The following is a 14971-nucleotide window of genomic DNA, read 5'->3' as shown; positions in this document are numbered from 1 at the left end:
TAAAAAATGACTGTCTGTTTGACAATCATTTTTTACTATCGACAACGCGATACTTGGCTTTACCATCCTCTAAAAATACGTATAGCAATTGTGTCTCATCGTCATCAAAGTAACCCATATTTACAGCCACAGTGCCTTGGAAGTCTTCTAGGCCCTGAAATTGAAATGCTTGTTTCATAATATGCTTTGTAATCATTGCACTGTCAATGTGTTCATCGGCATGGATCACTGCTGTACGTAAGGTATCGCCATCATCAATGTGTTGTTTAATAATGCTCACCTTTAAGAATGCACGAAAGCCGTACAAACGGGACTCTTGCTCATCATTGCGATCCAATGCCTTAACGTAACCTTGTTTTTCCCAATAACGTAGTTGTCGGGTAGACACGCCTGTCATCCGCGCAAGATCGCCAATCCCGAATTGTAACTTATCGAATGCTGTTTTTTTGTGACTAGGGCTGCAATTGTCCATGAATTAGACCTCTAAGTTAATATTATATAGTTGTCAAGTTGCTTGTCAACAAATATATGTATGATAATTAAAATAAAGTTTCCCACTGCTTCAAAATGGGCTCGATTTGAAAATCACGAACACGATTTAAGGACTTTTCTGCTAAATCAAGTTGTTGCTGACGACTGTTGATCAGCCGTTGAATCGCTATAGCCGCAGCATCAATGTCACCGTTCTCTACCAAAACCCCAAATTCACCCTCATTTAATACTTCTGCAGAACCTGTCTGTCTCATAGCGATAATTGGCAACCCAAAACTCATAGCCTCAACTAGAACAAGCGGTAATCCTTCCCAGCGTGATGTTTGTAGAAATAAACTTGAATTACGATAATGGTCACGCAATTCATTATCTTTCAATGGACCACGATATATTATTTTTTCATGCGCCCCATACTCATTGATTAATTGCCCAAAGGTTTCCATATCCTCCTGCATCCCACCCCCGGCAATTGCTAATTGCCAATCATCCGGTAGTTTGGTGGCCAATTGTACGGCAAAATCAATTCCTTTGTGTTGAATAGCGATACGTGCCGTAAACGATATAATGTGTTTCTCCAATTTAGAAGGGCCTTTAGGTGCAATTGTCAAAGGATTCCAAATTTTAACCGTATGGTCATTGTATTTTTTAAAACCACCTAAATCAAAATCAGTTAGTACCACTACTGCATCTAAAACACGTAAGCCGGCTATAAATTCCTCGCGCATCATTGCATAGTATTGATCTCTATATGTCGTAATGTTGTTATGCATCCACCCAAGCAGTTTTGTATGTGGCAACTTCGGTTTCAAGACAGCTGCAAAACTGGATAGTAGTCCGCCTGCTAAAATAACCACATCATAGCGCTGTGCTAAAAGTGAAAAATTTTCGATAGCTTGGGCGTATCTTTCAAATGGATGCGCATCACTTGTTAGACGTAGCGCGGGTGAAGCAACAACTAAAGGTGCTGACAATTCATAAAACGGTGGTAAATCAGAAAAACTATAATAGGTAACTTCATGTCTTGCTGCCAGTGCATTGCCGACGACAGTTGTTGCTCGCTTCATTCCCCCGAGTTCAATATTTTCGAGCACAATTAAAATTTTTGCCATATATTACTCCAAATTTATATTCCTGTCATCACGACAGGTTGATTTCTAAAAATTATTCGTCGTTACTCCAATCATCCGCATTTCGTGGTAATAATCGTGTTGTATCAGTTTTCTCATCATCAATTTCTGGTGCATCAGTAATATAATCACTCAACGTTGACTTATTACCATTCTGAGCAAACAAACTTGTTGATTTTGTTCCCAATTTTTTATTTTGTTTCTTCAGTCGTTTAATGGTTGCTTCTTTACTATAGTCAAAACTATTAGCCTTGACTGTCTTGAATCCTTCAGGTGTATAGAATTTAAGTAAGTTTTTTTGGTTTAAGTTATCTGACATGGATAACTTTTTATTCACATATGCCTGAATTTTATCAACCTTGGCCTGCAATGACTTACCTGGAGTTACAATTTCCTGCCCTGTCTTAGTATTCCATATTCTTCCCGATAGACTGGCATATTCGGGCGTTATCCAGTCTTTATTTCGAAATGCGACAATTTGCTTATGATTTTTACTCAATAAATCTTGCCCGAATTGAATGTAACGTTTCGTACTAATGCCCAATAAATGTTCTATCGTTGGGGCTACATCAATTTCACCACCATAAGTATGGTCAACATAACCGTTTTTCATTCCCGGAATATGAACAATTAATGGTACTCGCTGAAGGTTTGCATTGTCTAGATCAGTCCAATCGTCAGAGTCTTTTCCCAATAGTGAAGCTAAATAAGAGGCATCTGTGTTTGAAATACCATAGTGATCACCATACAAAACAACAGCTGTATTTTTATATAACCCCGATTTTTTTAGATAAGCAAAAAATTCTTTCACAGATTGATCAAGATAATGATTAGTAATGAAATAATTATCAACTAATTTTGATCCAGTATTGCTCGTTTGGAAATTAGGATCTTGATCTTGTTTATCTAAAGTAAATGGTGTGTGATTAGTTACTGTTAAATATTTAGCATAGAATGGTTGTTGTAGTCGCTCCAAATAAGGTATTGAATTATGGAATAACAACTTATCTTTCAGACCCCAAGAAGTTGCTTTTTTTCCAGTAATATCAAAATAATCACCTGAAACCCAATTTTGATAACCCATTCGTTTATAAACTGTACTACGATTCCAAAATGAACCCGTATTACCATGGAATACTGCACTGGAATAGCCTGCCCGTTGGTTCAAAATTGCTGGCATCGCTTGGAAAGTCTGATCATCACCCAATTTAGTAAATAAAGATCCCTGTGGCAAACCAAATGTAGACGTCTCTAACATATTTTCTGCATCTGACGTTTTTCCCTGCCCTACTTGATTGAAAAAGTTATCAAAAGCAATGGTTGACTTACTATGGTAAAGGCTGTTCAAAAATGGGGTGACTTCCTGCCCGTTTATTTTTCGATCAATCGACATTTGTTGAAAGCTTTCCAGATGAATGACGATTACATTCTTTCCCTTAGCTTTTCCGTAAAATTTAGGATTAATCGCAGCATAGTTTTTCTTAATGTAGTTTTGCACAGCTGTCAATTCTGATGGTGTAGCTGTTTTTCGGATTTGACTAGTTTGATAGGTATTGATGGCATCATAAATTGTAAACGGTCCTATACCAAGGTATTTAACCATGTACTCTCGATCGAACTGCCGAACCAGTAATTGGGGTCGATTCAAGTCAGCCAGCAATAGATTTGCCATAAAAATAAATACACCGATGGTTAAAATTTTAAATGGTTGCAACCGTACCATTGGACGACTATCAAAATGAATTTTTCGCGCTAAGAATAAGCCGATTAGGATGATAATATCAATCCAGAAAAGCACATCATGAATCCCAAACACAATCGCTCCAGCTGCTTTACCACCCTGATTAACCGAACTGTAGCCCAACATGGTGTTAACTGACATAAAATCAGAAAACTCACGAAAATAAATGACATTTAAATATAATAAACCCGTCATTGCAGTATCAAGTAAAATCAATGCACCATAATATAATTGCTTGGGCTTAATAAATAACGCGATACTAAAGATAATTATCGTAAACCCAATTGGATTGATTAACATCAAGAATATCTGCAAAGGATCGGAGACATGTAACCAATAGAAATCAGCACCATATGCCAAAATGGTCTTTAACGTGAACAATACAACCGTCCATGTAAAAAAACCTTTACGAGTATTTAACTGTTTAATCCAATTTTTTGGCGCCAAAGCTTCATGCCAAATATTTTTTAAATATTTTTTCATAATTATCATTATACCAACTTTACAGGGTTTAGGTTTATAATTTCTGCTGAACCAGCGTCTCACTGTTGTCTCCATTGCTTTTTTTGCACTTAACTTGCTATAATAATCCTATGAAAATACAGATTAAACATGCACAAGGCCTCGGACCTATCCACGAAGATGCCCTAGCAATACGTAAAGCAGTTTTTATTGTTGAGCAAGGGGTTGACATTAAAGATGAATTGAATGATCAAACTGCTGAAGAGAATGCTATCCATATCGTTATTTATGCGGATAACAAACTTGCAGCCACTGCTCGGGTATTAGCAGAATCAGATGATACTTGGCACATACAACGTGTCGCTACATTATTTCCTCTTCGTGGGCAGGGGTTAGGTAGACAACTTATGGAATACATTGAAACCCTAGCACCATCTTATGGTATTCAAAACCTTGTCCTTGGTGCTCAAATTCAGGCCCGAGGTTTTTATGAATCCCTTGGCTTTACAGCGGTTGGGGCAACTTTTTTTGAAGCTGGAATACAACATATACATATGAAAAAAGAGCTATAATCAATTATTAGCTCTTTTTTTATGCAATAGTATAGTTATATATGATCATAGGCTATTTCTATTTTTATTTTGTAGGGCTGCACATCATCAACTAACTCACTCCGCGTCGCTAAATGACTTGGTCCTCCTATAAGGACTACTGAGGCTATTGCCAAGCGATAATTAGTCAATGCTTGAGACGTAGGGGTTAGGCCAACCATAGAAACATTACCTAATTCTCGAGCTTGTAATTGGTTAATACCCCCGAATATTTGTAGCGTACCATTATTTTCACGCATTGCAAAATAAGGTAACAAAGTCCCTGGGTGATTGGCGTAAATTACTCCTTGTTGCGCAATAATCTGTCGCTGCGCTTGTTCACCAAGATGCCCATAGTCATTTGCTATTAAATCAAGTTGTCGCATCTCTAATGCAAGCGTGTCTATATTGGCCTGTTGCTGCGCGTCGCTTACCACTGTTCCTAACATAACATTCTGTCGACTGTATAGTCCATTAGCCGGCATGATAACCGTCTCCGATTCACGTTCACTCTTTTCCTCACGCGGTCCCCCTAATAATTTCTCAATTCTAGGTGAAATATCCCACTTACTCGTACGCTTCGTAAAATAATATACTACATTCAAAATGACGAAGTAAAGTAATAGTAAAAATACTGCAGCAATTAATGCACCACGCAACCAACGACCATTCACAAAAAAACGATAGGCTAAATAAAGTAGGTACCAGACACCCCCGGCGCCAACAACAGTATATATGCGCCCCTTGGTTTTTGAATTTGTCGTAAAATATCCGAGATAATGATTAATTAAATCAAGAACTGTCAGCATTATTGGGTATCCTCCGAACTACTTGTTGTAGGTGTTGCGTTTGATGAACTTGATGTTGCATTAGTATCACTTGACGACGTCGCCGAAGAAGACGTACCAGATGATGATGTAACAGCACTTGAGGTTGTCGTATCTGCGGCCGAAGTTGTAACATCCGATGATGATGTATTCTCTGCTGACGTATCATTCGATGTTGAACTTGACTCGTCATCGCTGCTCGACGTTGATGAACTACTTGATTTATCATCACTACTTGTTGTGCTACTTGTTATCATCGAAGTGCTCACGACACTACTAGCACTTGATGATACTTTTCCACCTTCACTTGTACCAGTTGCAACGTTTACTGCTAAATTTGCAGCACTGATAGCAACAATTAAGGAAACAATAGCTGATGGTGTTAAAAACGGTGGTGTTCGATATTTTTTAGGCATAATTTATTCCCCTGTTATTCTATTTTACCCTTTCTATATCAAATTAGGATAAAAATTTAACCTATAACCAACGAAAACCCGCAATTACTTGCGGGCGAACTATATTTATAAAATATTTTAGGAGATTTTATTTTAGGGAGATTGTGATGAGAGAAGTCCGTTGATTCGTTGTTTGATATCAATCAATGTTGATGGGTATAATATAGACATTCAATATTAAATGGAGATTAAACATGTCAAAATATAAAGCTTACTTCATCGACCTAGATGGCACAATATATCAAGGTAAAAAAAAGATGCCTTCTGGCAAACGATTCATTGATCGACTAAAGGCAGCTAATATTCCTTACCTATTTGTAACCAATAATTCAACCAAAAGCCCAGAAGATGTGGCTGATAACTTAACCAAAAACCATGATATTAAAACATCGGCCGACCAAGTTTATACTAGCTCGATGGCAACAGCCGATTATCTTAAAACGATTGCTTTACCTGACAAAAAAAGCGTATATATAGTAGGCGAATCTGGTCTACGGGATGCATTAATAAATGCTGATTTTACAATAACTAATGACGAAAATGCTGATTTTGTTGTTGCTGGACTAGATCGAGCATTCAACTATGAAAAGCTCACTACCGCTACATTAGCAATTCAACGAGGTGCACAGTTTATTGCAACAAATCGTGATTCTAATTTACCCAACGAACGTGGCATGTTACCTGGAGCTGGTTCATTAATCTCTGCCATCCAAACTGCCACACAGGTTGAGCCAACTGTGATAGCTAAACCAGAAATACCCATTATGGATGGTGCGTTAAAAAAGCTCCATATTAATCGACAAGATGTTGTTATGGTTGGTGATAATTACAATACTGACATTCTGGCAGGCATTAATTCAGAAATTGACACATTACTCGTATATTCAGGAGTTTCTACACCTAAACAAATTTCTCAGATTACTCAAAAACCAACCCATGAAGTTGAGACTTTAGACAATTGGATAATTTAAAAATAAAGGCAGTATGTTTCACGTGAAACATACTGCCTTTATTTTTAAGCCAACTCCTCGCTAGGAATAGTTGCTACATTTTTTTTGATACGATCTGGATGATAAAATACCAGATAAAGTATTGCTGAAACCACAGGAATGGTAGCTGAAACTAAGTACAATTCACGGAACGTCAACATAACATGCAAAGCACCTAAAGCATAAGGTCCAACGCCTAATCCCAAGTCCAAGCCGATGAAGTATGTTGATAAGGCAATGCCGACACGATGACTCGAAACTAGCTTTAAGGAAACCGCTTGACCATTTGACATGAATGTTCCATATCCTAGACCAATGAATGCACCGGACAATAACAAAGTAATCCCATTATGGGTCAATGCCAAAACAACTAAACCAAGAGCTAAGAAAAAGTAGCTCGGATACATAACGTAATTTTCACCAAAGCGATCAAAAATACGTCCTGACATTGGCCTCGTCAATGTCACAATGCCGGCATAGACTACGAAAAAGAATGAACTAATCGAAACCAAGTTCAAGGTTTCCGCATATGAAGCCAAAAATGATAATACTGACGAATAAGACAAGCCCATCAAAAATCCTACACCAGCAATTAATAATACTTTAAATTCAATGAAACTAGAAAGCTTCCACGACTTCAATTCGGATAAATGTTCTGGTGAAAGCGTCACATTATTAATTTTAATTGCAAACAGTGCAACCATTGAAATTCCAATTAAGATAACCGATAATATCACAATGAATCGAAAACTAGTTGCATTCAATAATAATAAACCAATGAATGGACCAATAGCCGCGGCTAAACTTGTACTCAATCCATAATAATTTATACCCTCACCTTTGCGTTTCTCAGGAATAAATTCGGTCACAATAGCGTTTAGAGCTGTCGATGTCATTCCATACGCAAAACCATTAAAGAGACGTACCGCATCTAGTATAGCGATTGTTGGTACAAATAAGTAAGCAATTGTTGTAATTAAATATAGAATAGCACCCCATCGCACGATTTTTTTCCGTCCGATTAATTCTAATTCTTTACCAACTATCAACCGAGCTATTAACGTTCCTATAATATAAATTCCAGAGGCCAATCCTGCCTGCCCGAACGAAGCATGTAGTTGATCATGTGCAACAACAGCGATTATAACCATCATCAGATAGTACACTAAGTACACGATAAAGTTAATAATAGTAATTGTTAAAAAGCCTTTATTAAATAATTTTTCTTCCATTTTCCCAATCTCAAATTCTATTTAGCAACTCCAACAATAGCAAAGTAGCTATGTAGGTGCAAACTTGAAATCAGAGTTCAAAACATGCATATCGCGTTCCTTCACTTATTTTAACACTGCGCGCGTTTGCATGAAAATAATGTAAGCGTTAAGCCGTTGATATTAGATTACCACGATTTCACAAAGGTTGCAAAATTTTTTTCATTTACTTATATAATTGTCAAATAAGTTGACAAATAAGCTTTTAATATTATTAAATTACTTGTTTTCTCTTGTGAAATTTATTTTATTTTCACTAATTTACAGTAATTATTTTTCAAATTTTCTTTACATAAAGAAAATATTACACAGGTTTTTACACAAACAAAAAAGGAGAGGAACACCTCTCCTACTTCTTGATGGGCCATCCAGGACTCGAACCTGGGACCTCTGCGTTATCAACACAGCGCTCTAACCAACTGAGCTAATGGCCCTTATTTTCCTTGCCTACTCATACCATCCATAGACAAAAGCGAATGACGGGAATCGAACCCGCATAGCCAGCTTGGAAGGCTGGAATTCTACCATTGAACTACATTCGCAAGCTTTTCTTCGGGATCCTCTCCCTATGGCGCTGGACGGAATCGAACCGCCGACACATGCAGCTTCAATGCATTGCTCTACCAACTGAGCTACAGAGCCATCTCATTGCTTCCAATGAACGGTCACAGCGGGGCTCGAACCCGCGATCTCCTGCGTGACAGGCAGGCGTCCTAACCAGCTAGACCATGCGACCAATTGCGGGAGCAGGATTTGAACCTACGACCTTCGGGTTATGGGCCCGACGAGCTACCAGACTGCTCCATCCCGCGATTATATTATGACACCTTCTTCAAATGCCTAAGGAGAATGTGGGATTCGAACCCACGCGCCGGTTTCCCGACCTGACGGTTTTCAAGACCGTTCCCTTCAGCCAGACTTGGGTAATTCTCCATTATCTTTCTTACTTGTCCTGCATGGACCATGTTGGACTCGAACCAACGACCGGACGGTTATGAGCCGTCTGCTCTAACCAACTGAGCTAATGGTCCTAAATCGAGCCTATCGCGGCAGGGGGGATCGAACCCTCGACCTCTCGGGTATGAACCGAACGCTCTAGCCAGCTGAGCTACACCGCGGTCTGTCTTGATTAGCTTCCCTAATCAATCGGGATGACAGGATTCGAACCTGCGACCCCCTGGTCCCAAACCAGGTGCTCTACCAAGCTGAGCTACATCCCGAATTAGTCTATCGAGAGCTTATCGCCCCACTAAACTTAAAAAAAGAGTTTGAATTCCTTCAACCTCTATGCACCTAGCAGGAGTCGAACCTGCAACCTCCTGATTCGTAGTCAGACGCTCTATCCAATTGCGCTATAGGTGCATATATGCCGGCGACCGGGATCGAACCGGTACGATATTTCTATCGCAGGATTTTAAGTCCTGTGCGTCTGCCTATTCCGCCACGCCGGCATAGAAGCGGAAGACGGGATTCGAACCCGCGACCCCCACCATGGCAAGGTGATGTTCTACCACTGAACTACTTCCGCATAAATTATGCCGACTAAAGGACTCGAACCTTCGACCCCCGCTTTACAAGAGCGGTGCTCTACCAACTGAGCTAAGTCGGCATCGTTTATCCCGACGTGGCAAGTTTGACTCTAAAGTCAATGGACGCTACAGGGATCGAACCTGTGACCCCCTGCTTGTAAGGCAGGTGCTCTCCCAGCTGAGCTAAGCGTCCATGATGGAGAGGAAGGGATTCGAACCCTCGAAGCAAGTTCCCCTGCTTACACGGTTTCCAACCGTGCTCCTTCGGCCAGACTCGGACACCTCTCCGATTATCTTCCTACTGCTCTCTACTTCTTTGCTATGTACGGCACCGCATCGTCCTATCCTCGCAGGAAGCGATCCTCCAACTACTTTCGGCGCTATAGAGCTTAACTTCTGTGTTCGGTATGGGAACAGGTGTGTCCTCTATGCTATCGACACGACACCTTGAGTGTTAGCCACTCAAAACTAAATAGTAACAAATTCTTCTTCTATCCTAAACCACTCATAATTGCTTATCGAATATTTCTATCCTTTAGACTTTGGTTAAGTCCTCGACCTATTAGTACTAGTCCGCTCCATTGATCACTCAACTTCCACTTCTAGCCTATCTACCTCATCATCTCTAAGGGGTCTTACTCTATTAAATAGATGGGAAATCTCATCTCGAGGCGAGTTTCACACTTAGATGCTTTCAGCGTTTATCTCGTCCATACATAGCTACCCAGCAATGCTCCTGGCGGAACAACTGGTACACCAGCGGTATGTCCATCCCGGTCCTCTCGTACTAAGGACAGCTCCTCTCAAATTTCCTGCGCCCGCGACGGATAGGGACCGAACTGTCTCACGACGTTCTGAACCCAGCTCGCGTACCGCTTTAATGGGCGAACAGCCCAACCCTTGGGACCGACTACAGCCCCAGGATGCGATGAGCCGACATCGAGGTGCCAAACCTCCCCGTCGATGTGGACTCTTGGGGGAGATGAGCCTGTTATCCCCAGGGTAGCTTTTATCCGTTGAGCGATGGCCCTTCCATGCGGAACCACCGGATCACTAAGTCCTACTTTCGTACCTGCTCGAGTTGTAGCTCTCGCAGTCAAGCTTGCTTATGCCTTTACACGCTACGAATGATTTCCAACCATTCTGAGCAAACCTTTGAGCGCCTCCGTTACCTTTTAGGAGGCGACCGCCCCAGTCAAACTGCCCGCCAGACACTGTCCACGATCACGTTGAGTGACCAGTGTTAGAATGTTCATACAACGAGGGTAGTATCCCACCGTGCGACTCCGACTAGACTAGCGTCCAATCTTCTACGTCTCCTACCTATTCTGTACAAGCAGCACAAACATTCAATATCAAGCTACAGTAAAGCTCCATGGGGTCTTTCCGTCCTGTCGCGGGTAACCCGCATCTTCACGGGTATTTAAATTTCACCGAGTCCCTCGTTGAGACAGTGCCCAGATCGTTACGCCTTTCGTGCGGGTCGGAACTTACCCGACAAGGAATTTCGCTACCTTAGGACCGTTATAGTTACGGCCGCCGTTTACTGGGGCTTCAATTCGTACCTTCGCCGAAGCTAAGCACTCCTTTTAACCTTCCAGCACCGGGCAGGCGTCAGCCCCTATACTTCATCTTACGATTTTGCAGAAACCTGTGTTTTTGATAAACAGTCGCCTGGGCCTATTCACTGCGGCTCATGTTTTACCATGAGCACCCCTTCTCCCGAAGTTACGGGGTCATTTTGCCGAGTTCCTTAACGAGGGTTCTCTCGCTCACCTTAGTGTTCTCCACTCGACTACCTGTGTCGGTTTGCGGTACGGGCAGTGTAATACTTCCTAGAAGCTTTTCTCGGCAGTGTGACATCTCAGACTTCTCTACTTTATTTCGATCCGCATCACAGCTTGTCCTTATAGAGAAAAGCATTTCACTCTTCTCAAGACTTACTGCTTGCACGCACATATCCATCAGTGCGCATCTGGTAGCCTCCTGCGTCCCTCCATCGGTAATAACGCATTACAACTGGTACAGGAATCTCAACCTGTTATCCATCGACTACGCTTCTCAGCCTCGCCTTAGGTCCCGACTAACCCTGGGTGGACGAGCCTTCCCCAGGAAACCTTAGTCATTCGGTGGACAGGATTCTCACCTGTCTTTCGCTACTCATACCGGCATTCTCACTTGTAAGCGCTCCAGCAGTCCTTACGATCTACCTTCGTCGCCCTTACAACGCTCTCCTATCGCGCCACTTAGTGGCACCCGCAGTTTCGGTAATATGTTTAGCCCCGGTACATTTTCCGCGCAATGGCACTCGACTAGTGAGCTATTACGCACTCTTTAAATGGTGGCTGCTTCTAAGCCAACATCCTAGTTGTCTATGCACTATCACATCGTTTTCCACTTAACATATATTTAGGGACCTTAACTGGCGATCTGGGCTGTTCCCCTTTCGACGGTGGATCTTATCACTCATCGTCTGACTCCCATTCATACATATCTGGCATTCGGAGTTTATCAAACTTTGGTAACCCGAGATGGGCCCCTAGGCTTAACAGTGCTCTACCTCCAGTATGCTTATAATGAGGCTAGCCCTAAAGCTATTTCGGAGAGAACCAGCTATCTCCAAGTTCGTTTGGAATTTCACCGCTACCCACAGTTCATCCGAGCATTTTTTAACATGCACCGGTTCGGACCTCCAGTAAGTTTTACCTCACCTTCATCCTGACCATGGGTAGGTCACTTGGTTTCGGGTCTACAGCATCGTACTATTCGCGCTATTCACACTCGCTTTCGCTGCGGCTCCGGTCTTTCCACCTTAACCTCGCACGATACCGTAACTCGCCGGTTCATTCTACAAAAGGCACGCCATCACCCATTAACGGGCTCTGACTTCTTGTAGGCGTCGTGGTTTCAGGAACTATTTCACTCCCCTTCCGGGGTGCTTTTCACCTTTCCCTCACGGTACTGGTTCACTATCGGTCACTAGGGAGTATTTAGCCTTACGGGATGGTCCCCGCAGATTCCGACCGGATTTCACGTGTCCGGCCGTACTCAGGATCCTGAAAAGAGTGTGCTTCATTTCGCTTACGGGGCTATCACCCTCTATAGCCAAGTTTCCCAACTTGTTCTGCTATAAAACACTTTTGTAACTCTTATATATCAGTCCTACAACCCCAACATGCAAGCACGTTGGTTTGGGCTCTTCCCCGTTCGCTCGCCGCTACTTAGGGAATCGATTTTTCTTTCTGCTCCTGCTGCTAATGAGATGTTTCAGTTCACAGCGTATTCCGTCAAATATCCTATGTATTCAGATACAGACAACTCTTACGAGTTAGGTTTCCCCATTCGGAAATCTTTGGGTCATAGCGTACTTACCGCTCACCAAAGCTTATCGTAGTTAGTCACGTCCTTCATCGGCTCCTAGTGCCAAGGCATTCACCACGCGCCCTTATTAACTTAACCTATACAACCGTAGTTGTGGTTTAAGTTTATGAGTTGGTCATTTTTCAGACCTGCGATTAAACCGTTCTTTTTAAAGAACTTTTTGTGTTGTTTCTCGGTTCATTTTAGTACAATCTTTCGATTGCTTTTAAAAGAATTTGTTACTATTCAGTTTTCAATGTACAACATGCTAACCTTTCGGCTAGCTATGGAGAATAGCGGGATCGAACCGCTGACCCCCTGCTTGCAAAGCAGGTGCTCTCCCAGCTGAGCTAATTCCCCATAGGATCACTTTGAGACAATGATACCTATTAAAGTATCACACTCAAAACTAAACAAAACTTTGAAACAAACAAATTGACACTTAAGTCCCTGTCGCTTTCCGATTATCCTTAGAAAGGAGGTGATCCAGCCGCAGGTTCTCCTACGGCTACCTTGTTACGACTTCACCCCAGTCATCTGTCCTGCCTTAGACGGCTCCTTCCTAAAAGGTTAGGCCACCGGCTTTGGGCATTACAAACTCCCATGGTGTGACGGGCGGTGTGTACAAGACCCGGGAACGTATTCACCGCGGCGTGCTGATCCGCGATTACTAGCGATTCCGACTTCATGTAGTCGAGTTGCAGACTACAATCCGAACTGAGACGTACTTTAAGAGATTAGCTCACCCTCGCGGGCTGGCAACTCGTTGTATACGCCATTGTAGCACGTGTGTAGCCCAGGTCATAAGGGGCATGATGATCTGACGTCGTCCCCGCCTTCCTCCGGTTTGTCACCGGCAGTCTCGCTAGAGTGCCCATCTGAATGCTGGCAACTAACAATAAGGGTTGCGCTCGTTGCGGGACTTAACCCAACATCTCACGACACGAGCTGACGACGACCATGCACCACCTGTCACTTTGTCTCCGAAGAGAACACTTCTATCTCTAAAAGCTTCAAAGGATGTCAAGACCTGGTAAGGTTCTTCGCGTTGCTTCGAATTAAACCACATGCTCCACCGCTTGTGCGGGTCCCCGTCAATTCCTTTGAGTTTCAACCTTGCGGTCGTACTCCCCAGGCGGAACACTTAATGCGTTAGCTTCGGCACTAAGAGGCGGAAACCTCCTAACACCTAGTGTTCATCGTTTACGGTGTGGACTACCAGGGTATCTAATCCTGTTTGCTACCCACACTTTCGAGCCTCAACGTCAGTTGCAGTCCAGTAAGCCGCCTTCGCCACTGGTGTTCTTCCATATATCTACGCATTCCACCGCTACACATGGAGTTCCACTTACCTCTACTGCACTCAAGTTAACCAGTTTCCAATGCCATTCCGGAGTTGAGCTCCGGGCTTTCACATCAGACTTAATAAACCGTCTGCGCTCGCTTTACGCCCAATAAATCCGGATAACGCTCGGGACATACGTATTACCGCGGCTGCTGGCACGTATTTAGCCGTCCCTTTCTGGTATGGTACCGTCAAACTAAAATCATTTCCTATTCTAGCTGTTCTTCCCATACAACAGTGCTTTACGACCCGAAAGCCTTCATCACACACGCGGCGTTGCTCCATCAGGCTTTCGCCCATTGTGGAAGATTCCCTACTGCAGCCTCCCGTAGGAGTTTGGGCCGTGTCTCAGTCCCAATGTGGCCGATCAGTCTCTCAACTCGGCTATGCATCATTGTCTTGGTAGGCCTTTACCCCACCAACTAACTAATGCACCGCGGATCCATCTCTAGGTGACGCCGAAGCGCCTTTTAACTTTGTGTCATGCGACACTAAGTTTTATTCGGTATTAGCATCTGTTTCCAAATGTTATCCCCAGCCTTGAGGTAGGTTGTCCACGTGTTACTCACCCGTTCGCCACTCACTTGAAAGGTGCAAGCACCTTTCGCTGTGCGTTCGACTTGCATGTATTAGGCACGCCGCCAGCGTTCATCCTGAGCCAGGATCAAACTCTCAATTTGAAAATTTGAAGATTGCTCTTCGATTAAACTGACTATCTTTCGCTATATCTCTATAACGTAATCCGTTTATTGTTTGTTACGAATTGACTTCGCAAATTTGTTT

Annotated in this window: 8 protein-coding genes, 16 tRNA genes and 3 rRNA genes; 2 read left to right on the top strand and 25 right to left on the bottom strand. The window is 42.6% G+C overall.

Translation table 11 applies throughout. The annotated features are described in order from the left end of the window. Nucleotides 1-25 precede the first annotated feature (25 nt). From A6B45_RS00225 to A6B45_RS00215, 3 genes are all read right to left on the bottom strand, one after another. Nucleotides 26-472, bottom strand: coding sequence for a MerR family transcriptional regulator (locus tag A6B45_RS00225; RefSeq protein WP_072612845.1), 447 nt, complete (start codon nt 470-472; stop codon nt 26-28). Nucleotides 473-539: 67 nt separating this feature from the next. Further along, nucleotides 540-1601, bottom strand: coding sequence for a glycosyltransferase (locus A6B45_RS00220; protein WP_072612844.1), 1062 nt, complete (start codon nt 1599-1601; stop codon nt 540-542). A 52-nt stretch (nt 1602-1653) separates the two neighbouring features. After that, the gene (locus A6B45_RS00215) at nt 1654-3852 is read right to left on the bottom strand and encodes an LTA synthase family protein (protein WP_072612843.1); all 2199 of its coding nucleotides are present in this window, start codon (nt 3850-3852) and stop codon (nt 1654-1656) included. Nucleotides 3853-3953: 101 nt separating this feature from the next. Between A6B45_RS00215 and A6B45_RS00210 the strand changes: the two genes are divergently transcribed. After that, nucleotides 3954-4394: a GNAT family N-acetyltransferase gene (locus tag A6B45_RS00210; RefSeq protein WP_072612842.1), complete on the top strand. Its 441-nt coding sequence runs from the start codon at nt 3954-3956 to the stop codon at nt 4392-4394. A 35-nt stretch (nt 4395-4429) separates the two neighbouring features. Here the strand turns inward: A6B45_RS00210 and A6B45_RS00205 are convergent, their stop codons facing one another. After that, nucleotides 4430-5221 (bottom strand): DUF6681 family protein, encoded by a 792-nt coding sequence (locus tag A6B45_RS00205; RefSeq protein ID WP_072612841.1) that lies wholly within the window; start codon nt 5219-5221, stop codon nt 4430-4432. Further along, the gene (locus tag A6B45_RS00200; protein ID WP_072612840.1) at nt 5221-5655 is read right to left on the bottom strand and encodes a hypothetical protein; all 435 of its coding nucleotides are present in this window, start codon (nt 5653-5655) and stop codon (nt 5221-5223) included. Before A6B45_RS00200 ends, A6B45_RS00205 begins: the two co-directional genes overlap by 1 nt. A gap of 233 nt (nt 5656-5888) precedes the next feature. On the opposite strand from A6B45_RS00200, the gene A6B45_RS00195 reads away from it, so the two are divergent. Next, the gene (locus tag A6B45_RS00195; RefSeq protein ID WP_072612839.1) at nt 5889-6665 is read left to right on the top strand and encodes a TIGR01457 family HAD-type hydrolase; all 777 of its coding nucleotides are present in this window, start codon (nt 5889-5891) and stop codon (nt 6663-6665) included. 44 nt (nt 6666-6709) lie between these two features. Here A6B45_RS00195 and A6B45_RS00190 read toward each other — a convergent pair whose 3' ends face one another. From A6B45_RS00190 to A6B45_RS00095, 20 genes are all read right to left on the bottom strand, one after another. Next, on the bottom strand, nt 6710-7915 hold the full coding sequence (locus A6B45_RS00190) for an MFS transporter (RefSeq protein ID WP_072612838.1): 1206 nt from the start codon (nt 7913-7915) through the stop codon (nt 6710-6712). A gap of 399 nt (nt 7916-8314) precedes the next feature. Continuing rightward, a tRNA-Ile gene (locus tag A6B45_RS00185) sits at nt 8315-8388 on the bottom strand. Nucleotides 8389-8425: 37 nt separating this feature from the next. Further along, nucleotides 8426-8496, bottom strand: a tRNA-Gly gene (locus A6B45_RS00180). A gap of 27 nt (nt 8497-8523) precedes the next feature. After that, nucleotides 8524-8596, bottom strand: a tRNA-Phe gene (locus A6B45_RS00175). A gap of 20 nt (nt 8597-8616) precedes the next feature. After that, a tRNA-Asp gene (locus A6B45_RS00170) sits at nt 8617-8690 on the bottom strand. Between the two features lie 2 nt (nt 8691-8692). Further along, nucleotides 8693-8766 (bottom strand) — tRNA-Met (locus tag A6B45_RS00165). A 31-nt stretch (nt 8767-8797) separates the two neighbouring features. Then, nucleotides 8798-8887 (bottom strand) — tRNA-Ser (locus A6B45_RS00160). 24 nt (nt 8888-8911) lie between these two features. Continuing rightward, nucleotides 8912-8985, bottom strand: a tRNA-Ile gene (locus tag A6B45_RS00155). Nucleotides 8986-8998: 13 nt separating this feature from the next. Further along, nucleotides 8999-9072, bottom strand: a tRNA-Met gene (locus A6B45_RS00150). A 28-nt stretch (nt 9073-9100) separates the two neighbouring features. After that, nucleotides 9101-9174 (bottom strand) — tRNA-Pro (locus A6B45_RS00145). Nucleotides 9175-9242: 68 nt separating this feature from the next. After that, nucleotides 9243-9316, bottom strand: a tRNA-Arg gene (locus A6B45_RS00140). A gap of 5 nt (nt 9317-9321) precedes the next feature. After that, nucleotides 9322-9405, bottom strand: a tRNA-Leu gene (locus tag A6B45_RS00135). Between the two features lie 5 nt (nt 9406-9410). Continuing rightward, nucleotides 9411-9482 (bottom strand) — tRNA-Gly (locus A6B45_RS00130). A gap of 8 nt (nt 9483-9490) precedes the next feature. Further along, nucleotides 9491-9563, bottom strand: a tRNA-Thr gene (locus A6B45_RS00125). Between the two features lie 40 nt (nt 9564-9603). Continuing rightward, nucleotides 9604-9676, bottom strand: a tRNA-Val gene (locus A6B45_RS00120). 4 nt (nt 9677-9680) lie between these two features. Continuing rightward, nucleotides 9681-9771: transfer RNA gene (locus A6B45_RS00115), tRNA-Ser, on the bottom strand. 40 nt (nt 9772-9811) lie between these two features. Further along, a 5S ribosomal RNA gene (rrf, locus tag A6B45_RS00110) occupies nt 9812-9928 on the bottom strand. A gap of 97 nt (nt 9929-10025) precedes the next feature. Further along, nucleotides 10026-12942 (bottom strand): 23S ribosomal RNA (locus A6B45_RS00105). Nucleotides 12943-13130: 188 nt separating this feature from the next. Continuing rightward, nucleotides 13131-13203: transfer RNA gene (locus A6B45_RS00100), tRNA-Ala, on the bottom strand. 114 nt (nt 13204-13317) lie between these two features. Beyond that, a 16S ribosomal RNA gene (locus A6B45_RS00095) occupies nt 13318-14868 on the bottom strand. Together the 16S, 23S and 5S rRNA genes with 16 tRNA genes alongside form the textbook arrangement of a ribosomal RNA operon. Nucleotides 14869-14971: the final 103 nt, after the last annotated feature.

The sequence above is a fragment of the Leuconostoc suionicum genome (genome assembly GCF_001891125.1).
GTDB classification, from domain to species: Bacteria; Bacillota; Bacilli; order Lactobacillales; family Lactobacillaceae; genus Leuconostoc; species Leuconostoc suionicum.
This window is presented reverse-complemented; position numbering and strand designations above follow the sequence as displayed.

Bases quoted from the DNA above. Each gene is read 5' to 3' on its own strand.
- A6B45_RS00225 (WP_072612845.1), bottom strand. From the start codon at position 472: ATGGACAATTGCAGCCCTAGTCACAAAAAAACAGCATTCGATAAGTTA.
- A6B45_RS00220 (WP_072612844.1), bottom strand. From the start codon at position 1,601: ATGGCAAAAATTTTAATTGTGCTCGAAAATATTGAACTCGGGGGAATG.
- A6B45_RS00215 (WP_072612843.1), bottom strand. From the start codon at position 3,852: ATGATAATTATGAAAAAATATTTAAAAAATATTTGGCATGAAGCTTTG.
- A6B45_RS00210 (WP_072612842.1), top strand. From the start codon at position 3,954: ATGAAAATACAGATTAAACATGCACAAGGCCTCGGACCTATCCACGAA.
- A6B45_RS00205 (WP_072612841.1), bottom strand. From the start codon at position 5,221: ATGCTGACAGTTCTTGATTTAATTAATCATTATCTCGGATATTTTACG.
- A6B45_RS00200 (WP_072612840.1), bottom strand. From the start codon at position 5,655: ATGCCTAAAAAATATCGAACACCACCGTTTTTAACACCATCAGCTATT.
- A6B45_RS00195 (WP_072612839.1), top strand. From the start codon at position 5,889: ATGTCAAAATATAAAGCTTACTTCATCGACCTAGATGGCACAATATAT.
- A6B45_RS00190 (WP_072612838.1), bottom strand. From the start codon at position 7,915: ATGGAAGAAAAATTATTTAATAAAGGCTTTTTAACAATTACTATTATT.